This window comes from Pseudomonas sp. BRG-100, from assembly GCF_000737955.1.
Classification (GTDB): domain Bacteria; phylum Pseudomonadota; class Gammaproteobacteria; order Pseudomonadales; family Pseudomonadaceae; genus Aquipseudomonas; species Aquipseudomonas synxantha_A.
Genome location: NZ_JPRX01000001.1, coordinates 5,508,464 through 5,529,210, shown reverse-complemented (window position 1 = coordinate 5,529,210; position 20,747 = coordinate 5,508,464). Strand labels below are relative to the sequence as shown.

Sequence of the window (20,747 nt, the reverse complement as noted above, 5' to 3'; positions counted from 1 at the left end):
CGCCCTAATACCCCGTCATCTCCAAATACCCCACCCCACCCTCGAACTTCACCGGCCCTTCCCAGTAGGGAATCCCCAGGTTCATCCACGCATTCGGATTGACCGCCTCGGTGGTGATGTCCAGGTGTTTGCCGGGGATCTTCAGCGACCAGCGCGTGGGAATGCTGCGCCCGTCAATCTCGGTTCTGGTCAGCGGCGCCAGTTGAATATCTGCGTTGTGCAGGGTCTCGGTGCGGCCCTGGGCGTCGATCCAGGTTCCGGTGAGGTACCCGCCGCCGTCTTTGTCTCGCACGCGAAAGAGCATCAGTTGCGCGCCCCGGTCCAGGTGCAGGGAGAACCAGTCCCAGCCGGTCTGGCTGGCGGCCAGGGGTTGGCTGCTCCATTCGCGGTCGAGCCAGGCCGAGCCGCTGACTTCGTACGTCTGGCCGTCGATACTGATGCTGCCGGTGGCGTTGAAAAACGGCTGGCTGTAGTAGTACGACGCCTGGCCCTGGTCGGATTTGCGGCTGTAGCCGTTGTCGCCTTGCAGCACCAACGGGCGGCTGGAGGTCAGTTGCAGGTCGTAGGCGAATTGCCCGCCACTGGCCTTGAGTTGCATATCGGCCAGAGCGCTAGTGGCGCCTGGGCGGGTGGCGAAGTTCCAGTCGTCGATCCAGGCGTTGAACGGCAACGCTTGCGCTCCGGCCTGGCCGACACCACCACGGGCGAAGCGTTCGGCGGCGTAGTGGTGGGTGGCGCTGGTGACGGCGGCGTGGCCGAGCCAGATGGTGGAGTCGCGCCAGCCTTGCTGCATCGGCCCGGCATTCACGGCGTTGCGAAACAAGGTCCATTGCACGCCGAACACATTGCCCTGGGCATCCTTGAGGTTGGCGGTGACGTACCACCATTCGATGCGAAAGCCTGGGTGCGGGCCGTGATCTTCGGGGAAGCTGAAGACTTTACCAGGGGCCACTTGGGCAAACTCCGCCGCATCGCTGCCCAGCCCGGCGAAGCTTTCCTCGGGTGCAGGCGGCTTGTCACAGGCACTCAACAGCAGCAGCAACACCCCCCACCCCAACGCTTTAATCTTCATTTGCAAAGGTCCTCAACAAATCCGCCGGGCGGCTGCGGTAGAGCTGCCATAGCGGCCAGGCCGAGGCTAGCAATGTCGCAAGCAACGCCAGCCCCATCAACTGTGCAAGCTGCCCGGGGAATACCTGCAACGGCAGGCGCCAGCCGAACGCCTGGACGTTGATCACCGCATCCAGGCACCACGCCAGCAACAGCCCCAACGGCAACGCAAGGACCAGCGTCAGTACCGCCAGCAGCCAGGTCTGGCCAAGGTTGAGCAGCATCAGTTGGCGGCGTGTCACCCCCAGCGCCCACAACGGCGCAAGTTGCCCGAGGCGACTCTGGCTCTGGGTCAGCAGGCTGATGAACAATGCCACGCCCGCCACACCCAGGGTCAGACTGTTCAACGCAGCAGTGGCGGCGAAGGTGCGTTCGAAGACCTGGCTGGACCACCCCTTGAGTTGTTGTTGATCGACGATACGGCTGTCTTCCAGGGCAAACTCGCGCTGCACTTCACCCACCAGCGGCTGCACATCCTGGGGCGCCACGCGCAGGTTGAATCGCACCGGTGACAGCGTCGGCCAATGAGCCAACAGGTGCTTGGCGTTGACCAGCAGATGGCCCTTGGGGTTGCCATAGTCGGCGTAGATTCCGACGATTTCCGGTGCCCATGTGCCCTGCGGGGTGGGGACTTGAACCCTGTCGCCCAGGCGCACGTTCAAGCGCCGCGCCAACTGCTCGCTGAGCATCACGCTATCGTCTTGCAGCAAGCGGTCCCAGGGTGTGCTCGTCGCCTCCAGCAACGGCCAGTGCTGACGATAGGTGGGGTTGTCGACCACACCAAACAGCTCCGCCGGCCAGCCTTGCAACTGCACCGCGACCTGCCAGCTGGGCAGCACCGCCTGCACCAACGGCTGCTGTGCCAACCATGTGTGCAGTTGCTGCGCCTGAGCCGGATTTTGCGGGTTGAGGTAAAGCTCGGCGGTCAGGCGTTGTTCCAGCCAGTGGTTGAAGGTCTGGCGAAAACCCGAGGTCATGGAGCCTGCGCCAATATTGGCCGCCAGGGCCAGCAACAGCGCCATGAGTGCCAGGCTCAAGGCTGGCAGTTGCTGGCGACAGTCGGCGAGGAACCACTGGCCCAGTACCGAACGACTGCGCCCCAGCACGCCGTTCAACAGCGCATTGAGCAACACCGGCAAACCCAGTGCAGCGCCCAGCAGCAAGGCCGCCATCAGCACGAATCCGGCGGCCAGGCTGTTGCCCAACTCCAGGGCCAGCAGTGCAATGAGCAGCGCCGCAACCGCCACCCAACCCTGGCGCCGCAACCAGCGCCCGTGGGCCTCATGCCAGGCTTGTGCATTGGCCAGCGCCAGCAACGGCAAACGCGCCGCACGCCACAGGCTGCTGGCCCCTGCGAGCAAGGCGCCGAGCAGGCTCAAGCCCAGCCCTGCAAGCCACCACCCCGGGCTCAAGCTCAGTTGACCTGCCACTTCGGCCCCGTACAGGCCGCGCAAGCTGGCGGCGACGTCCGGCAGCAACAGGCTGGCCAGCAGGTAACCGCTGGCGACCCCGAGTACACCGCCCAGCAATGCCAGAAATCCCAGTTCGACACCCAGGCTCAGGATCAGCATTCGCGCACTGACCCCGCAGGCACGCAAAGTGCGCAACAGACCCCGCCGTTGTTCCAGGGCCAGGCCGATGGCTGCGTGCACGATAAACAACCCGACCACGAAGGACAAAAAGCCCAAGGCGTCGAGGTTCAGATGAAAGCTTTCGGTGAGACGTGAGAGGTTGTTGTCCTCGCCCTGCTTGAGTTGCAACCCGACGGGCGCTTGGGGATGGCGGGCGGCGAAGGCGTTGTCCAGCAGCAAGCGCGACAGCCGCCCCTGCATGTTCAGCACGGGTTGGGCAAAACCGATATCGGTAAGCAGCATACCGGGGGCCATGTCCGGCTGAACCTGCAACGGCGGCAAGCGCTGCCCGCTGGCCGTCAGCGGTTGTTCGCCCGCGTGCAAACCGAGCGCCTCCAAGGTTTGCGCGGCAACCCAGGTACGCCCCGGCGCCTGGAAAAACGCCAGCATCTGTGCCTGGCTCAAGCGCTGCCCGGCCACGCTGCCGCTGCCAGGTAACGATACCGGCTCAATGCCCATCAATTGCAGCCGCTGCTCCTCATGCCCCTTGAGTACCACCCGCCCCTGCACCACCGGTGACACCGGCCACCCGGCGCGGCGCAATTGCGCAAACAACGCTTGGGGGAAGGCGGCGCCGTCCGGTGCGCTCAAGCTGGCCTGCGGTTCGCCGCCGATCAATTGGCTGGCGCGCGCATAGCCGTCCCGTGCCTGGCTGTTGAGCGCCTGCACGCCCGTCAATAATGCGGTAGCCAGCCACAGGCCGGTCAGCACGCTGAAAAATTGCACCGGGTGACGGCGCCAGTGGCTCAACAACGCACGCAACGCCCAGCAGAACACCGCCATCTCAGCGCGCGTCCATCGGTACGACACGGCCATGGTGCAGCAGCACCTGCTGGTCCAGGCGTGCGGCCAGGCGTGGGCTGTGGGTAACCATCAACAGGCTGGTAGGGCTGTCCTGCAGCAGATCCAACAGCAACTGCAGCACCTCATCGCTGGTGGTTTCGTCGAGGTTGCCGGTGGGCTCATCGGCCAACAGCAAACCCGGACGCGAGGCCAGCGCCCTCCCTACCGCCACCCGCTGCTGCTGACCGCCGGACAGTTGCTCCGGATAACGCTTGAGCAAATCGCCCAGCCCCAGACGTTCCACCAACTGCGCCTGCCAATGCGGATCGAAGCGCCCCGCCAGGCGCGCCTGGAATGCCAGGTTGTCCTCCACACGCAAGCTGCCGATCAGGTTGAACTGCTGGAACACCAGGCCGATTTCGGTACGGCGCCAATGGGCCAGTTGCCCTTCGTTGAGCTGGTCCAAGCGCTGCTCGCCAATGCGGATGCTGCCGCCGTCGACCCGATCCAGGCCGGCCACCAGGTGCAGCAAGGTGCTTTTGCCACTGCCCGACTCGCCCATCAGCGCCAGACTGCTGCGCGCCCCCAGGTACAGGTCGACACCGGCCAGCACGGCCAGCGGACCTTGGGGAGTGGCGTAGTGTTTGATAACCCCTTGTACCTGCAACATAGGAACGCTCATTTGAAGGACTGCCAACGAGAATAACGGCTGAGGGACATGCCCACGCAAATTTTTCACATGGATTTCACCGCCTGCCCATCCTCGACACTTTAAAGTGCGCTCCCAGCGGTGATAACTCGCAACTTGTTAGTTACTAATATTCACACTTTTTACGACGCGGATGTTCAGCAAAAAGACAGCAGCACTGTGACAGGCTGCTGCTCCACAACGGGCGATCGCCCATTAACTTCACTGGTTATAAGCACAACTAAAGGGCCGAGGGTGAATAGCGTGGCAGACATGATCCTGGCCAATCCAAAACCCAAATGGGCAAGGTTGAAGCGCCTGAAAAAATACCGCCTGCCTGTGCTGGGCATCAGCGTAATCGGCCTGCTGCTCACAGGTTTTCTGTTGTGGCCTTCTTCCCCGCTTGACCTGGGTGTCGGCAATCGCCTGGTCACCTCCGGGGTGCTCGCCAGTTGGCGCCAGGGCGACCTGGTGGTTCTGGTGCGTCATGAAGAACGCTGCGACCGCTCGAAAAATCCTTGTTTCGGCCCTGCCAGCGGCCTCACGATCCAGGGCACGCAACGCGCGACCGAACTGGGCAAAGCCTTTGATTCATTGGGCATGGAGGCCACCGACGTGCTGAGCAGCCCGACCACGCGCACTGCCCAAACCTCGCTGTTCATGTTCGGCAAGACCGAGCTGTCCCCGGGCCCGCTCGCCATTTGCGGGGATGCCATGGCGGAGGAAATCCTCAGCCATAAACAGCCGAGTCGCAACCTGATGTTGATCACCCACAGCGCCTGCATGAGCGACTTCCAGACGAGCCTGGGCTTTCCCCATGCCGCAGCGGCCGAATATGGCAGTGCACTGTTCGTCAAGGTATTGCCCAACGGCAAACTTGAGGCAATGGGCACTCTGAGAATCCAGCAATGGGCCGCAGTACTTAAACAACTTTAATTACACTTATTTACATATCCAGCAGCTATTACGTTCAGCAAAACGACAGCCCTGTTCTGGCATGTTCAGTTGCGCCTCTTAGTTAGGTTCCCCCCCTCATTGATTCAGTGAACATCACGATGCTCGGCCCGATTAATTCAATACTCTTCTTGCACCTGTTTGAACGTCATGGAGCAACGTGCTCATGACCCGCTTGAACCCTCTGCCCTGGTTAATCCTGGGCTTTGCCGTTTTTTTCTTGCTGCCCCTGGGCTTTCACGGCCTGTGGATTCCGGATGAAACCCGTTATGCCCAGGTCAGCCAGGAAATGCTGATGAGCGGCAATTGGGTAGCGCCGCACTTTATGGGCGTGCGTTATTTCGAAAAGCCCGCCGCGGGCTATTGGCTGATTGCCCTGGGCCAGGCGGTGTTTGGCGAAAACCTGTTCGGCGTGCGTATCGCCTCGGTCCTGGCCACGGCGTTGAGTGTGCTGCTGGCCTACCTGATCGCGCGGCGCCTGTGGAACGACCCACGTAAAAGCTTCGCCTGCGCCCTGCTCTATATGAGCTTTGGCTTGGTGGCCGGGCAAGCCGGGTATTCCAACCTTGATCCGCAATTTACCTTGTGGGTCAACCTGAGCCTGGTCGCCCTGTGGTTTGCTCTCGACAGCCCCACCTTACGTGGGCGTCTGGGTTGCTGGGCCCTGTTGGGGCTGGCGTGCGGCATGGGGTTCATGACCAAGGGGTTTCTGGCATGGCTGCTGCCGGTATTGGTCGCGGTGCCTTACCTGATCTGGCAGCGCCGCGTCGGTGAGTTGCTGCGCTACGGGCCGGTGGCGATTATGGTCGCGGTACTGGTTTGCCTGCCGTGGGCATTGGCGATCCATGTGCGGGAACCGGATTACTGGCGCTTTTTCTTCTGGCACGAACACATTCGCCGCTTCGCCTCCGACAATGCGCAACATGCGCGGCCGTTCTGGTTCTTCCTGCCGATCATGGTCGTGGCGTGTCTGCCGTGGGCCGCATTGCTGCCGACAACCCTGTGCAAGGCCTGGAACGAAAAACGCCAGCCGGCGATTGCCTTTCTCGCCCTGTGGTGGCTGCTGCCCCTGGGCTTTTTCAGCCTGAGCAAAGGCAAGTTGCCGACCTACATCATGCCCTGCCTGCTGCCCCTGGCGCTGCTGATGGGCCACGGCTTGATCGACCTGATCAAGCAAGGCAAGGCACGTACGATTGTGATCAACGGCGCGGTCAATTTCGTTCTCGGCATGGCGGCCATGGTCGGGCTGATTTACCTGCAAATCACCGACCCGCTGTACGGCAACAGCCACGCCGAGATGTTCAGCCTGTCCCTGGCTTTTATCGTGCTGCTGGGCTGGATCCTCGCCAACCTGTTGCAAGCGGTGCGCCCGCTGACGTTGTGGGCGATGCCGGCGCTGGGCATTGGCTTGCTGGTAGCCCTGCTGCCGGCGGGAATGCCGCAGTTGATAGCGGATAACGAAATGCCCGACCAGTTCGTGCTTGAGCACCTGGACGAACTGCAACACACCCGTGCTTTGCTGAGCAACGAACTGGGCCTGGCATCGGCATTGTCATGGCGCCTGCGTGAGCCAGAGGTGGCGTTTTACGGCACCGAGGGCGAGCTGCGCTACGGCTTGCATTACGAAGAAGCGGCGCACCGCAAGGTCACACTCGACAACGTGCAAGCCTGGTTGGCCGAAGCCCGCGAGCGAGGTTCGGTGGGCGTGCTGATGCGGGTCCGCAGCACCAGCGAACACCGCGAAGAAGGGCAATTGCCGCCCGGCGGCAAGCGCTATCGCAAGGGCAACCTGGTACTGACGATTTACCCCCAACAACCTTGATCGCCTTTGCAGGAACATCCCATGAGCCTACTGAAAACCGAACGCGGCGCCCTGGTTTTACTGCTGGGCGTCTCGGCCTTGCTTTTGCTGCTGGGCCTGGGCAGCCGCGACCTATGGGGGCCGGAGACGCGCTGGGCCAACATCGCCTTGCAGATGCTGCAAAGCGGTGATTACTTCGACCCGTATCTCAAAGGCACGCCGTATTACGACAAACCCCTGCCCTCCTACTGGCTGATCACCGGCTTCGCCAGCTTGATGGGCGGCCTTGGCCCGTGGTCGTTGCGTCTGTCATCGGTGATTGCAGCGTGGCTGAGTATCTGGCTGGTGTACCTGATCGGCGAACGGCTGTTTCGCAAAGGCACAGGCTTGATCGCCGGCTGGATGCTCGCCACCACCTTCTACTTCCTGTTCTGGGCCAGGGTCGCCACGGCCGACGTGCTGACCGTGTGCGGCGTGCTGGCAGCCGTGTGGTGGTATTGGCGCGGACCGGAAGACACCAGGCTTGGGCGCTACACGGTGTTTTTCCTGTTGCTGGCAGCGACGTCTCTGTTCAAGGGCTTGATCGGTTTTGTGCTGCCTGGGCTGGTGCTGCTGCCGCACCTGCTCAGCCAGCAGCGCTACAAACGCCACCTCAATCTGCGCCTGCTGTTGGCCATGCTGATCGCCGCGGCGTTTTACGCGATTCCTTTCGTACTGTCCCACCGCTACGGCGCGCCTTCTTATGGCGAGAGCGGTCTGGCATTGGTATTCAGGGAAAACGTGGTGCGTTTCTTCGATCCCTTCGATCACATGGGCCCGATCTACACCTACCTGATCTACCTGCCGGTCTACACCCTGCCCTGGGCCCCCTGCTGGCTACTGGGCCTGTGGCTGGCGGTGCGGCACTGGCGCCACACCCCACCCAACGTGCGCTGGCTGGTGTGGGGCCTGGGCCTGTTGTTTGCGTTCTTCACCGCCAGCGGCAGCCGCCGCAGCTACTACGTACTGCCGCTGGTGCCCTTTGCTCAACTGCTCGCCGCCTGGTGGCTGAGCGAACGCCTAAAGAAAAAACCGGCGAGCTGGCCGCGCTGGCAAAAAGGCTTCGGCATCAGCGCAGGCCTGCTCTTGCTGGTGCTGGGTGTGATCTACCCCTGGACTACCGGCAACGGCGGCGTGACCCGCTTCGCCGAGGATGTGCAAGCCCAAGCCGTGAAAAGCGCACCGTGGGACCAATGGCAAATGGTGCTGGTGGAGGTCGACAACAAGCTGCCCATGTACCTGCAAAACCACGGCAGGCCCTTCTACTACGTCAGCGAAACCCAGGACTACCCCCGCCAGGGCAACAGCGCCGCGTTCATGGCCTGGCTGGAAAAGACCAGCGGCCAAAGGTTCGATCCGCAACACACGATTATCATCGCGCAGTATTCCAGGGAAGACCCGATGCCGCTGGCGTTTCTGGGCGTGGATCATCGAGTGGTCACTACGCAATCGGATAATGGCGAGCGCTTGTTTCAGAAGCGTGAGGGAGGGAGCGTGGCGTTTGTTCCGATGCCACGCTGAGAATCGAAGAGGTGCTGTTTGCAAAGGCTTGGCGTGAGCCCCCTACGGGGTGCATTTAAACTTCGCACACAAACTCGTCAGCCTGCGCCTTGAGCCAATCAAACAACCGAGCGATATCCGGCTCCGACTGACGACCCTCTCGGCAAATGATGTAATAGGCAGCCGGCGACATCATCACAGGAGCTTCCAGCGCAACCAAGGCTCCCTCCTTCAACGCGTCATGTACCAGTGCAGTTCTGCCCAACGCAATTCCCCCGCCTTTTACCGCCAGGCTGATAGCCAAACTGGAATCAGGAAAGCGTGGGCCATGGTGATAGGGCGGTGCTTGCAGCCCCTGGAAGGCAAACCAGCTCTCCCACCCTGGACACACTTGATCATCCACCCGATGAATCAATGGGTACTGGGCGATATCCGCCAGGGCAATATCGCCGTGTATACGCGCAAACGCTGGCGAACATACAGGAAATACCGCATCGCGCATCAAAAGCTCGACATGGTGGTCCGGATAGTCGCCGTACCCCATCACCACGGCGACGTCATACTGATGCGCACTCAAGCTGCTGCTGCTCATGTCCGCGCTGGTCAACACCAAATCCAGATTGAACGACGCGTGAGCATGAGAACCATGCATCCTGGGAATCAGCCAGGTTGAGCACAGAGAGGACGTACAGGCGAGGTAAAGCGGTTGAGGTTTACCGGGACTGAGCGAATGCAGCACAGCATCCAGGTCTTTGAAAAAACCTTCGGCCACCGGCAACAGTGCCTGCGCCGCCGGCGTGAGTTTGACGCCCCGTGAGTGGCGCTCGAACAACTGCACCCCCCACCACTCTTCCAGACCTGCGATTTGATGACTGATAGCGCTGGCGGTGAGGTTCAACTCGGATGCGGCACGCGCAAAACTGCCGGTCTGCGCGGCACTCACGAAGGCTTGAAGCATAGGGGTCGGGGGCGGACGTTGGGCCATCAGTTGCTCACTTTGATCAGGATGATCCCGCCAACAATGACGAATGCCGACAGCATTCGCCGCCAGCCAAACCGTTCATGAAAAAACAGTGCGGCAATAATGGTGCCGATAATAACACTGGTTTCTCGCAACGCGGACACCTTGGCTACCGCATCCAGGGACAACGCAAACAACACCAGGCCGTAGGACGCCAGGTAAAACACCCCTCCCAACATTCCTACCCGCCAGTGGCAGCGGATGGCCTGGGTGAATGCCGGACGCGCCTTGATCAACGCCAATAACGGGATCGGGATGCTCTGGAATACCGTCAGATAAATGATGTATTGCAGCACCGTCTCACTGGCTCGCACGCCTTTGGCGTCCACCACCGTATAGGACGCAATGAACGCTCCAGCGCACACCGCCTTCAGGATCGGCTTGAGCATGTGCGCCGTCATCCTGCGCACAAATGTCAGGCTGATGATCCCCACGCAAATCATCAGCACACCTGCCATCGCCTGAAACGACAGCTGCTCATGCAGTAAGAAGTAGGAAAAAAGCGCAACCAGTACCGGCGGCACACCACGCATGACCGGGTAAACCTGACCGAAATCGCCGGTCTCGTAAGCCTTGATCAGAAACAATCGATAGATCGTATTGAGCACTACGGAAACCAGCACATAGCCCCACACCTCAAGGCTTGGCACATGAACCAACGGCAGCGCTGCCAGACAGATCAGCAATGCGGTGCCATCGACCATTGCCAAAGTCATAAAGCGACTGCTTCCGGCGCGTACTACGGCATTCCAAGTGGCGTGCATGAAGGCGGAGATCAAGACCAGGGTGATCGCGATATCGGAGTTGTCCATGGGGCTCGGCTTTTGCTGAAAACAGGGAGGAATCAGTTATGCAGGGCAAGCCAGGCATCATGGCTTGCGTAACCACATCCGTAGCATGTAGCGATTGAGATCGCTCAGCCGCTCATCATCATTGATCTGCGCACAGGGAACATTCCTGTCTATGAAATGCGTGCGGGTATGCAGGAACTTGTTGTCGGCAGAAATCAATACCTGCCCTGGTTCAAGCAGTATGCGATGCTGGACTGAAGACTGGTCGAGCACAGCATCCAGTATATTCAGCGCCTGAGTTTGTGCGAGGGTCAACGGGACACCAGCCTTCAGATGAGCCGACTCAATGTAGACACGAAAATACCTGATCAAAGGAATGCCTGCGTCTGAAAAACTCAAGATGGGCGCTTTAAACAGCGTCTCATCCTCGGCCATGCCTCGATTCTCAAAAAAGAAATCGCATTTCAGCTGTGTCAGTACATCTGGAAACGTCATCAGCTCTGCGTAGACCGCGCTCGCATTAATCAGAATGCTTTCACCACCCAGCAGTGCTTTCTGACCACACGCCAAGATCAAATAGTCGATAGGTAGCGGGTCACTCACACCATCGTTGTGTACGTAAGCACCCTGCCGGGTTTGGTGGTATCTGGCACCCTCTTCAATACTCTTACCGCCCCGATCGTATACTTCAATAACCTTATGACCGAGATGATTCTGCACCATTGGCTTTCCCAGCAAAGAGCCAAATGTCCAAATGAGTGATTTGAAGACTGCGAGGCTATCGACTTTAAAGCCATCCAAGATCAACACATGAGTTTCATGGTCAATCATGTTTCGAATATTGTTTAATTCCGCATGCAGGATGGGTGAGCTAAGCGGATTGATGCAGGCAGGTGTTGTATCGAAGCGATGATTTTGGCCACTGGACTCGACTATATTCTTTGCGCACAACAACTCATCAAATGCGGCTTTTGAAAGTCTGACTTTGGCTGCCTCTTGACGAAAATGACTGACATCCATGTTCATCGCAATCCTTTACGTTGGTGGGTAGGAGCCTCCATTTAACTAAGCTCAACCTTGTCTGAAAAAGCGAAACCTCATCAGGGTAGCCATCAACGCTCGTCATGACAGATTTTTCCTACGCCAAAATATGAGCTGTCACTGCTGGCGTTTTGTCATGGTTTGTAAAGGGCCAGCAAGCCATCTCTCTTTAAATTGCAGGAAGATGATTCTGGCCGTGTAGCATTTGCTGGAGATAGCCAGAACCACAGTGGATCGCTCCATTGAGGGCATGAAGGCCTTGAAGGCAAAACCTCAAAATGTGGGAGGGGGTTTGCTCCCGATGGGGCCGAGTCAGTGGAGATATTTGCTGCTGACACTCCGCTATCGGGGGGCCCCTCCCACATTGAATACCTTCCACATCAGAATTCGACAGCGATAGTGGAGTCGAGCACATTGTCAGCTCTCAGATTCTGGGCAGGCTCGCTGCGTGAATAAATGCCTCATCCAAGGTACTCCCACCGTAACTGCTCATGAAACCCTCGGCATCGGTGAAACGATTGAAACGCTGTTGGCTCAGCATGTAGAAATCATCGCAGTGAGTGACGATCTCATCGACGTTATGTGATGAAACAAGTACCGCGACTCCCTCTGCGGCCGCTCCCTCCAGACACCTCCAGATGTGATAACGAAATTCGGGGTCAACACCCGCGGTCGGCTCATCCAGAATCACCAGATCTGCGTTGACGGACAGCAAGGACAGCGTAAAAAACCAGCGCTTTTCACCATAGCTGCAAAGGGATGATTTTTTCGCCCAGATTTCGCGGTAACGCTCAGCAATGCCGGGGCTCCACTTTTCAATTTTGTCCAAGGCGTGCCGTTGCGTAATCGGCGTGTCGGAACAAAAAAGCATCATCATCTTGAAAACATCAAACATGCGAAAGACAGGCGGCGTTGCGATGATTTGCGATAGGTAAAGCAGCTTGGAAAATGAATGATGCACTTTCCCGCCATTCATTTTTTTCAGACCACAGACCACGTCAAAAAAGCTGGTTTTTCCGGATCCATTAGGCCCCAACAAACCTGTGATCGCCCCCGCCTCGACCGCCAATGAAGCGCTATTGAATAAAACATGCTGGGCATACCTTAAATTCAGTTCATCCACGAGCAGCCTTTTCATTAGTACCGACTCCAAACAGGATTGATGAGTAAAAATCGGAACACCAACCACCCTGTGACGCTGATCAACCCTACAACCCCCGCCACCACAGGTGCGGATTCAGATACTCCCATCGTCATGATGCGATTGGCCCATTCCATCGGATTAAAGATGCCGATCACGTTAAGCACTGGATGTGAAGTGTTCAGGCTACCGATACCTAATGCCAACATCCCGACTGAAATCATGGAGAAAAGAGTGTTGGTATTTTGAAAGCCGATAGGCAGTAGCGTCAGCAAAAGCGAGGGCGTGGAAAACAACAAGAAGCACATATAAAAACGCCCAACTATGACAATCCATTCTTCCATCGCCATCGAACCAAAATAACCTCGCGTCAGTACATAAAAAACGGAGCAATAGATAACAGACATGAAGGAGTACGCCAAAAACTGCCCAACGAGAAAAATTAGCTTGGTACGTCTTGTATAAACAAAGGAACGTAAAAAACCACTTTCCCTGCGCCCCACTATATAAAAAGCCAATCCAAACAACGCGACGCTTGAAGAAATGAAAGCGTAGAACCATGAAGTGGCAGACGCGTAGTCACGGGTTGCTTCCTCACCAGAGATTCTGGCGTAAGTTATCAAGTAGAAGGTGACTGCGGGGGATATCACTATCCAGAGCACTGCAACGGGTTCCTTTAACTGCTCCTTAACAAAAAGCATCGATAGTAAAATCGGTTTAGATAAGGGATAGATATACATGGCTCACCTCATGGAAATGGCACCATCCTCCTCTGACTCTTTCACTTTCAAACCCCTCAGAATTAATGGTAATCCACTTAATTTAAGCAACTCCCACAATTTAGTAGAAGTAGAAAATCACGCAAGAAAAGTAAACTCTACCCTTAGGAAAAGCATTACTTCCAACTAGGAAATTTCACTCATTAAAATCGGACCACCAATAGTTCCTCAAAGAAGAAAAGAATGATTCAAACTTTCACACCGTGATAATCCCTAGCGAAATTAACGCCTTATAAATCATCATTTTTCTGATATGAAAATTAACTGCGAACGGACTCTGCGTAGGAAACAACGTGAAACCCAAGAAAGTAGGTAACTAATCCGACAAACGGTCCGGCCAGCTCTTATTCTCGAAACAATTTTAAAAGGCCAGCAAGCCATCTCTCTTTAAATTGCAGGACATTTCCGAGACAATCCCCGCCGCCTTGTGCCGGTTGGAATCGGTGGCTAGTCTGCGATCCGTCACTGCTCATCAGTGATCGGGTTTAGTCGCCCGGATTCCAGTTGTGCGCAAGCTGTCACCCTGTTCATGGTGGCTGTGCGCAGGGCACCTTAGCGTGCGCCGGATCCAACTGGCCGGTCGACTAACCTGCGTACAGCCGCCACCCTCCGTTTAGTCGCGAAGGGGTCGGCTCCTTATCTACCAGTTGGAGCTACACCATGAATAAAGTCTTACCCGACCCACCCTTCGACCCCGCAAAAACCCGTGCCGCGTTCAACCGCGCCATTGACCATTACCTGCCCAGGCAGGGTTTTCACAGCGTCAACGACGATCTGAGTTTTGAAGATGCGTTGCTGTACACCGCCAGCCTGCTCGACAGTGCCTCAGCGACAGCACTCGATTGTAGCGAGCTGCTGGACAGCCCCGTGCGGGCGAAGATTCTGGCGGTGTGGCATTTGCTGGAGATCGCCAGAACCACAGTGGATCGCTCTATCGAGTGCATGAAGCCCTTGAAGGCAGCACCGTAGAATGTGGGAGGGGGCAAGCCCCCTCCCAGATTGAATGCATTCCAATCCTCAGATCCTGCGGCGGCGGTTGAGGGCGGGAATGGCGGTTTGCGGCACTTCAACGCGCTGGACCTTCGCCACGGTCCTGGCGGCGAGTTGCGCCAGGGTTGGCTGGCTAAACAAGGTGCGTGCGTCCACTTCCAGCCCGGCCTTGCGCAGGCGGGCCACCAGGTTGACTGCCAGCAGCGAGTGCCCGCCCAGTTCGAAGAAGTGGTCGTGGCGCCCTACCCGCTCCAGTTTCAGTACGTCGGCCCAGATGCCGGACATCAAGGTTTCCACTTCGCCCTGGGGCGCTTCGTAGGCACGGCTGAGCACCGCGTCCAGGCCCGGCTCCGGCAGGGCCTTGCGGTCGAGTTTGCCGGCGGGGTTCAGGGGCAGTGCGTCGAGTTGTACAAAGGCGGCCGGCACCATGACTTCCGGCAGTTGCTCCAGCACATGGCTGCGCAAGGCTTCCAAACTCGGCGCCTGGCCGCGCAGGGTGAAGTAGGCGACCAGGCGCTCATCGCGAATCAGCACCGCCACTTCACGCAACGCCGGGTGTGCACTCAGGCGTGCTTCGATTTCTCCCAACTCCAGGCGCACACCGCGCAGTTTGACCTGGAAATCATTGCGCCCGAGGAATTCCAGATTGCCGTCCGGCAGGTAGCGCACCAGGTCGCCCGTGCGATACAGGCGGTCACCGACAACGAAGGGGCTGTCGATAAACCGCTCGGCGGTCATCTGCTCCAACCCCAGGTAGCCGCGGGCTACTCCCACACCACCGATATGCAGTTGACCGCTGATGCCTATGGGTACCGGTGCGTCATGGGCATCCAACACGTACAAGCGGGTATTGTTGATCGGCCGGCCAATCGGCAGTTGCACCGCGGGTACTGGCGCGCCGGGTTCGAGGGTCCAGGCGCTGCTGTCGACCGTGGCTTCGGTGGGGCCGTAGACGTTGTGCAAGCGCACCTTGGGCAAGCGCGCCTGTACGCCACGGGCCAGGGCTTCGGTCAGTTCGCCGCCGCCGCACAACACATCGGTGAGGCTGGTGCACAGGGCCGACTCGTCCAGCTCAAGAAACTGCTGCAACATCGCCGGCACAAACTTGATCACGCTGATCTGCTGCTCGCGAATCAACTGGGCCAGGTACGCAGGTTCACGATGACCATCGGGCCGCGCCAGCACCAGGCGCATACCGTTGCTCAATGGCCAGAACAGTTCCCACACCGAACCGTCAAAGCTGAATGGCGCGCGCTGCAACAAGGCGCCGCCTGCGGCGTCGGGGCACAATTGCGAGCCCCAGTGCAGCAGGTTACCCAGGCCGCGATGTTCGATCATCACGCCCTTGGGGGTGCCGGTGGAGCCCGAGGTGTACATCACGTAGGCCAGGTTGGCGACGCTCAAACCCGGTACCGACGGATTGTCGGTCGGTGCCTGGCTCCAGATGCAGTGGTCGAAGTCGATCACGGGGATTGCAACCTCGCCCGGCACTTCGCGGGTAGCGCCGTGTACCAGCAGCGCCACCGGCTGGCTGTCGGCGAGCATGTAGGCCAGGCGTTCGCGTGGGTAGCCCGGGTCGAGGGGCACATAGGCACCGCCCGCCTTGAGAATTGCCAATAACCCCACCACCAGCTCCAACCCGCGCTCCACACACAGTGCCACCCGCGAGTCGGGCCGTACACCATGCTCGCGCAAGTGAAAGGCCAACTGGTTGGCGCGTTCGTTGAGTTCGCGGTAGGTCAATTGCTGCTCGCCGGCCTGCACCGCGATGGCATCGGGAATGTCCCGCGCATGGGCTTCGAACAGCGCCTGGACAGTGAGGGTTTGCGGGTAGTCCGTGGCGGTGGCGTTGAAGCCTGACAACTGGGTGTGCAACTCGCTGGCGGGCAACACCTGTATGTCGCCAAGCGGCATTTTCGGCGCCTGCTCAAGCGCATCCACCAGGCCATTGAGCACCGTGTCGAGGTAGCTCAGCACCCGCTCGGCACCGACTGTGCACGGCGCCTTGGCTTTGAGCCGGAAACCGCTGGCCACGTCATCCACCGTCAACATCAGCGGGTAACTGAGGATATCTTCACTGTTGAGCAAGGCCATGCCCGGTACCAGTTTCAGTTCGGGATCGGCCGAGGTGTGGCGGTAATTGAGCAGGCTGTTGAACAACGGTGACACGCCGCTGCAACGCTGGGCCAACGCCAGGGAGGCTTGTTCATGAGCGAGCAAGGCGCTCAGTTGTGTGTGGGTGTCGTGCAGTGCATCCACCACGTTTTGCCCGACCAGGCGCAGGCGCAGCGGCAAGGTGTTGATGAACATGCCCAACGCCCGCTCGGCCCCCTCGCCGGCTTGCAAGCGGCCAAGCAGTACGGTGCCGAACACCACATCGTCGCGGCTCGCCACCCGGCTGAGTACCTGGGCCCAGGCCAGGTGGAACAGGCTCGCGGCGCTCACGCCAAGAACGCGGGCCTGGCTGCGCAGGCGCAGGTTGAGCGCGTCACTGAGCAGGCGTTCGGCTTCTTCGGTCTCGGCACGCTTGGCCTGGCGCTCCTGCACGCCAAACGCCAGGGTCGGCTCATCCACCTCTGCCAACTGCTGGCGAAAGAACGCCTCGTGCGCAGCCTGGCGCACGGCTGATCGGGCTTGCGCCACCACATTGCGATACGGCACCGGCACGGGCAGTTGCGCCTGTTGGCCGAGCAGATGGGCGCGGATCTCGTCCACCAACAGGGTGGTCGAGGTGGCGTCGTTGACCAGGTGATGAAAGCGCAGCCTGGCGATCCAGCGCTGATGGTGAGGTTCTTCGGCGTAGTCCAGGGCCATCAGCGGCGCCTGGCGCAAGTCCAGCGGTTGAGCCGGCTCGCGCAGCGGTTCGACCCGCAACCGCGCTTTTCGCCACACCACCTGCATCGGTTGTTCAAGGGCATCCCACACCAGGCTGGTGCGCAGGATGTCATGGCGGTCGATCACTTGTTGCAGGGCGTGGGCGAAGGCATCCAGTTGCTCGCGGCGCGCAAAGCTGAACAGAGCCTGTTGCTGATACGGGTCGTGCGCATCGGTGATGTGGTGATAAAGCAAGCCTTCCTGCAACGGCGCCAGCGGGTAGATTTCCTGCACATTCGCTGCGCCACCAGGGATGCTTGCGACGATGTGGTCGAGGCTGGCTTGATCCAGCTCGGCCAAGGCGAGCAGATCGGTAGTGATATGCGTACAGCCTGGCGGGATTCGATTGTCTGGCACCGCCATTTCATTACCGCCACACGCTGCCGCCAGCGCCGCCAACGTTGGCTGGCCGAACAGCACCTGCACATCGGCACGCAGGCCGGCCTGGCGCATGCGCTGCACCAGTTGCACCGCCAACAGCGAATGCCCGCCCAACTCGAAGAAATGGTCGTGGCGCCCTACTTGCTGCACGTGCAGCAACTCGGCCCAGATCTGCGCAAGGGTAGCTTCCACACCCGCCTGCGCAGCTTCGAAGCGGCGAGTGACAAAAGCTTCCTGGCTGGGTGCGGGCAAGGCTTTGCGGTCGAGCTTGCCATTGGCGGTCAGGGGCAACGCCTCAAGGCGGACATAGGCCGCCGGCACCATGTAGTCAGGTAACGAGGCCTGCAGATGGGCGCGCAGGGTTTGGATATCGACTGGCTCGCGCGGGATAAACCAGGCCAGCAATTGCCCTTGGCGAAACTGCACTACCGCGTCCTTGATCGCCGGGTGGGCGGCCAAGGCCGATTCGATTTCCCCCAGCTCGATGCGTACACCGCGGATTTTTACCTGGTCGTCGTTGCGTCCCAGGTACTCAAGATTGCCGTCCGGCAGCCAGCGCGCCAGATCGCCGGTGCGGTACATACGCGCGCCGTTGAAAGGATCGTCCAGGAAGCGTTCGGCATTCAGTTCAGGACGGTTCAGATACCCCCGCGCCACGCCCTTGCCGCCCACATACAACTCCCCCACTGCGCCAATCGGCACCGGGCGTTGTTGCGCATCCAGCAGATAAACCTGGGCGTTGGCGACCGGCGCGCCGATGTGCAGCGGCTGGCCCACCTCAATGGCTCCGGAGGTGGCAACCACAGTGGCTTCGGTAGGGCCGTAGTTGTTGATCAGTGCAAACGTCTGCGCCTGGGTGAACGTGCGCAGGCGATCGCCGCCAATCAGCAAGGTGCGCAAGGTGGGATGCCCACGCTGCTGGCTGAAGGCGTATTCGGCCACAGGCGTGGGCAGGAAACACACGTCCAGTGGCTGCGCGCGCCACCAGTCGAGCAACGCATCGATATTTTCCGCGCCGTCGTGCGCCGGTGGCAGGTGCAGCGTTGCACCCACGCATAACGCAGGCCAGACTTCCCAGGCCATGGCATCAAAACCAAACCCGGCGACGCTGGCGGTATGGCTGCCCGCGTGCAGGTCGAACGCCCGGCAGTGCCAGTCCACCAGGTTCGATACGCTGTGGTGCTCCACCATCACACCCTTGGGCAAGCCGGTGGAGCCGGAGGTGTAAATCACATAGGCCAGGTTCGACGGCGAGACCGCAACCTGGGGGTTACTGTCGATGTGCGAGGTGACCTGCTCCAGCACGATCACTGGCACCGTGGAGACAGGCAGGCGCTGGCGCAAATCCTGCTGGGTCAGGATTGCCACAGGCGCACTGTCTTGCAGCAGGTAGTCCAGGCGTTCAGCCGGATGGGCCGGATCCAGCGGCACGTAGCAGGCGCCGGATTTGAGCACTGCCAACAACCCCGCCAACGTGTCCAGCCCGCGTCGGGCCAGCACGGCCACGCGATCATCCGGCTGTACGCCGTGTGCCAACAGTTGATGCGCCAGGGCATTGGCCTGACGGTTGAGGTGGGCGTAGGTCAGCTGATGGCCCTGATACACCGCGGCAATGGCGTCGGGCGTGTGTGCGGCTTGCGCTTCAATCCGCCGGTGCAAGGTTAGCGGCAGTGCGTTGGGTTGCGCGGTGGCGTTCCAGTGCAGCAGCCGAGCCTGAGCTTCAGGCGCCAGCATGGAAAACTCACCCACTGGCAACGAGGGGTCTTCCAGCCCTTGCTCCAACAGCCAGGTGAAGCCGCGCGCCATCGCCTGGACTTCGTCGTGCTGGAAGTACGCCTCGTTGTAGACGCAATGCAGCCACGCGCTGTCCTGGTAGCGGTTGCTGCGCAGGTGAATGGAAATCGGCAATGCCTCATGGTGGTTGGACACCTTGATGGCACGCGCCTGCACCTGACCAAAACGCAGGTCATGGTCGTCCTGCTCGAACGACACCGACAGGTCGAACAACTGCCCGCGATCGGTTCGTCGCAGGCCCAGCTCGCGGTTCATCTCGCTTAACGGGAAGCGCTGATGGCGGAAATCCTGCTTGAGCTGATCGCGTATGCCGCGCACCAGCTCACCAAAAGGCAACCCCTCGCTGAACTGAAAACGCACCGCACTGACCTGGGCAAACATGCCGACGGTGGCGCGAAAACGCGCGTTGGAGCGGTTGAGAATCGGCAGCCCCACTACCCATTCCTGGCGTTGACTGGTGCGGCTGAAATACACGTACATCGCCGCCAGCAACACATGAAAAGCCGACGCCTGGCAGCGGTTGGCGACCTGCTCCATACGGTTGAGCAGCGCCACCGCAAACCCTTCCAGGAAGGTGTTGCTCGACGCCTTGGTGGTTTGCTTCGGCGTCAGCAGTGGCTCGGGCAGTACCTGGAACTTATCCAGCCAATAGTCGCGGTCACGGGCGTAACGGGCCGAGTGCAGGTAGTGCTGGTCGGTGTCGATAAAGTCGATATAGGACGGTGCGAACGGCTCCACGTGCCGGCCTTGCTCCAGGGCGGTATACAACCGCGCGAGGGACTGCACCAACTGGCCGAAGCCCCAGCCGTCGAGAATCAGGTGGTGAGCCTGGATACCGAGGTGGTAGTGGTCGTCGTCGAGTTTGACCAGCAGGACGCGCACCAGCGGCGCGCCGCTCATCATGAACGGTCGGGCCATTTGCGCCTGCATCAGGGCCCGGCTCGCGGCGCACGGGTCGGGTAACGCCGCGAAGTCATGCAAGGCCACGTCCACCGGCAGTGCCGAAGCGAAGGTTTGCCGCGCCAGCCCTTCGGCGTCGGTATGCAATTGAATGCGCAACGCATCGTGTCTGGACACCAGCTGCGCTACGGCCTGCTGGATGCGCTCGGGCATCACTGGGCCGGCAACATCCAGATAGCCGCCAATGTTATACAGCGGCGAATCGCCCACGCGCATCTGATCAAGCCAAATGTCCTGTTGGGCGGCAGTGAGGGGGAAGCTGGCCGGCTGGCGGGAGGAATACTGCATAAGATCCTTCTCATGGAGGTCAGGCACTGGCCGCGCAGGGTGGCCCATTACGCCGAATTTGCCGGATTTGAGCATGGGGGGGCCGCAGGCGTCTGTCACCCGAAACCCGGACATTCAAATGGATGGAACGGGCTTGGTGGGTCGTTCACTGCTGAAACGATTAAAGCGCTGTAGGAAATTG

The 20,747-nt window shown here is 59.7% G+C and carries 13 protein-coding genes; 4 read left to right on the top strand and 9 right to left on the bottom strand.

The features are described 5' to 3' along the window. Window positions 1-4 precede the first annotated feature (4 nt). From JH25_RS02940 to JH25_RS02950, 3 genes are read right to left on the bottom strand one after another with little or no spacing between them, the layout of a single operon-like run. Window positions 5-1,072 carry a lipocalin-like domain-containing protein gene (locus JH25_RS02940; RefSeq protein ID WP_032880411.1) on the bottom strand — a complete coding sequence of 356 codons (1,068 nt, stop codon included), beginning with the start codon at window positions 1,070-1,072 and terminating at the stop codon, window positions 5-7. Then, window positions 1,062-3,524, bottom strand: coding sequence for an ABC transporter permease (locus JH25_RS02945; protein ID WP_032880409.1), 2,463 nt, complete (start codon window positions 3,522-3,524; stop codon window positions 1,062-1,064). Before JH25_RS02945 ends, JH25_RS02940 begins: the two co-directional genes overlap by 11 nt. A 1-nt stretch (window position 3,525) precedes the next feature. Then, the gene (locus JH25_RS02950) at window positions 3,526-4,194 is read right to left on the bottom strand and encodes an ABC transporter ATP-binding protein (protein WP_032880406.1); all 669 of its coding nucleotides are present in this window, start codon (window positions 4,192-4,194) and stop codon (window positions 3,526-3,528) included. A gap of 273 nt (window positions 4,195-4,467) precedes the next feature. Here JH25_RS02950 and JH25_RS02955 point away from each other — a divergent pair, with 273 nt between their 5' ends. From JH25_RS02955 to JH25_RS02965, 3 genes are all read left to right on the top strand, one after another. After that, on the top strand, window positions 4,468-5,148 hold the full coding sequence (locus JH25_RS02955) for a histidine phosphatase family protein (RefSeq protein WP_032880405.1): 681 nt from the start codon (window positions 4,468-4,470) through the stop codon (window positions 5,146-5,148). A 184-nt stretch (window positions 5,149-5,332) separates the two neighbouring features. Then, window positions 5,333-6,988, top strand: a complete 1,656-nt coding sequence (gene arnT, locus JH25_RS02960; protein ID WP_032880403.1) for a lipid IV(A) 4-amino-4-deoxy-L-arabinosyltransferase — start codon at window positions 5,333-5,335, stop codon at window positions 6,986-6,988. Window positions 6,989-7,009: 21 nt separating this feature from the next. Beyond that, window positions 7,010-8,527, top strand: a complete 1,518-nt coding sequence (locus JH25_RS02965; RefSeq protein WP_032880401.1) for an ArnT family glycosyltransferase — start codon at window positions 7,010-7,012, stop codon at window positions 8,525-8,527. A 55-nt stretch (window positions 8,528-8,582) separates the two neighbouring features. On the opposite strand, the gene JH25_RS02970 is transcribed toward JH25_RS02965, so the two are convergent. From JH25_RS02970 to JH25_RS02990, 5 genes are all read right to left on the bottom strand, one after another. After that, the gene (locus JH25_RS02970; protein WP_032880399.1) at window positions 8,583-9,491 is read right to left on the bottom strand and encodes a LysR substrate-binding domain-containing protein; all 909 of its coding nucleotides are present in this window, start codon (window positions 9,489-9,491) and stop codon (window positions 8,583-8,585) included. After that, on the bottom strand, window positions 9,491-10,339 hold the full coding sequence (locus tag JH25_RS02975; RefSeq protein ID WP_032880398.1) for an EamA family transporter: 849 nt from the start codon (window positions 10,337-10,339) through the stop codon (window positions 9,491-9,493). The genes JH25_RS02970 and JH25_RS02975 overlap by 1 nt, the downstream gene beginning before the upstream one ends. A gap of 57 nt (window positions 10,340-10,396) precedes the next feature. Beyond that, window positions 10,397-11,344, bottom strand: a complete 948-nt coding sequence (locus JH25_RS02980; RefSeq protein ID WP_032880396.1) for a TauD/TfdA family dioxygenase — start codon at window positions 11,342-11,344, stop codon at window positions 10,397-10,399. Between the two features lie 439 nt (window positions 11,345-11,783). After that, complete coding sequence (locus JH25_RS02985; protein WP_032880395.1) at window positions 11,784-12,497, bottom strand: AAA family ATPase; 714 nt, start codon at window positions 12,495-12,497, stop codon at window positions 11,784-11,786. Continuing rightward, a complete protein-coding gene (locus tag JH25_RS02990) occupies window positions 12,497-13,240 on the bottom strand; it encodes a hypothetical protein (RefSeq protein ID WP_005789527.1) in 744 nt (247 codons plus the stop codon). Before JH25_RS02990 ends, JH25_RS02985 begins: the two co-directional genes overlap by 1 nt. 699 nt (window positions 13,241-13,939) lie before the next feature. On the opposite strand from JH25_RS02990, the gene JH25_RS02995 reads away from it, so the two are divergent. Further along, on the top strand, window positions 13,940-14,248 hold the full coding sequence (locus tag JH25_RS02995; protein WP_005789528.1) for a DUF6124 family protein: 309 nt from the start codon (window positions 13,940-13,942) through the stop codon (window positions 14,246-14,248). 48 nt (window positions 14,249-14,296) lie between these two features. Here the strand turns inward: JH25_RS02995 and JH25_RS03000 are convergent, their stop codons facing one another. Then, window positions 14,297-20,566 carry a non-ribosomal peptide synthetase gene (locus JH25_RS03000; RefSeq protein WP_032880392.1) on the bottom strand — a complete coding sequence of 2,090 codons (6,270 nt, stop codon included), beginning with the start codon at window positions 20,564-20,566 and terminating at the stop codon, window positions 14,297-14,299. Between the last annotated feature and the right edge of the window lie 181 nt (window positions 20,567-20,747).

Coding starts and splice junctions, on each gene's coding strand:
- JH25_RS02940 (WP_032880411.1), bottom strand. CDS start 1,072: ATGAAGATTAAAGCGTTGGGGTGGGGGGTGTTGCTGCTGCTGTTGAGT.
- JH25_RS02945 (WP_032880409.1), bottom strand. CDS start 3,524: ATGGCGGTGTTCTGCTGGGCGTTGCGTGCGTTGTTGAGCCACTGGCGC.
- JH25_RS02950 (WP_032880406.1), bottom strand. CDS start 4,194: ATGTTGCAGGTACAAGGGGTTATCAAACACTACGCCACTCCCCAAGGT.
- arnT (WP_032880403.1), top strand. CDS start 5,333: ATGACCCGCTTGAACCCTCTGCCCTGGTTAATCCTGGGCTTTGCCGTT.
- JH25_RS02965 (WP_032880401.1), top strand. CDS start 7,010: ATGAGCCTACTGAAAACCGAACGCGGCGCCCTGGTTTTACTGCTGGGC.
- JH25_RS02970 (WP_032880399.1), bottom strand. CDS start 9,491: ATGGCCCAACGTCCGCCCCCGACCCCTATGCTTCAAGCCTTCGTGAGT.
- JH25_RS02975 (WP_032880398.1), bottom strand. CDS start 10,339: ATGGACAACTCCGATATCGCGATCACCCTGGTCTTGATCTCCGCCTTC.
- JH25_RS02980 (WP_032880396.1), bottom strand. CDS start 11,344: ATGAACATGGATGTCAGTCATTTTCGTCAAGAGGCAGCCAAAGTCAGA.
- JH25_RS02985 (WP_032880395.1), bottom strand. CDS start 12,497: ATGAAAAGGCTGCTCGTGGATGAACTGAATTTAAGGTATGCCCAGCAT.
- JH25_RS02990 (WP_005789527.1), bottom strand. CDS start 13,240: ATGTATATCTATCCCTTATCTAAACCGATTTTACTATCGATGCTTTTT.
- JH25_RS02995 (WP_005789528.1), top strand. CDS start 13,940: ATGAATAAAGTCTTACCCGACCCACCCTTCGACCCCGCAAAAACCCGT.
- JH25_RS03000 (WP_032880392.1), bottom strand. CDS start 20,566: ATGCAGTATTCCTCCCGCCAGCCGGCCAGCTTCCCCCTCACTGCCGCC.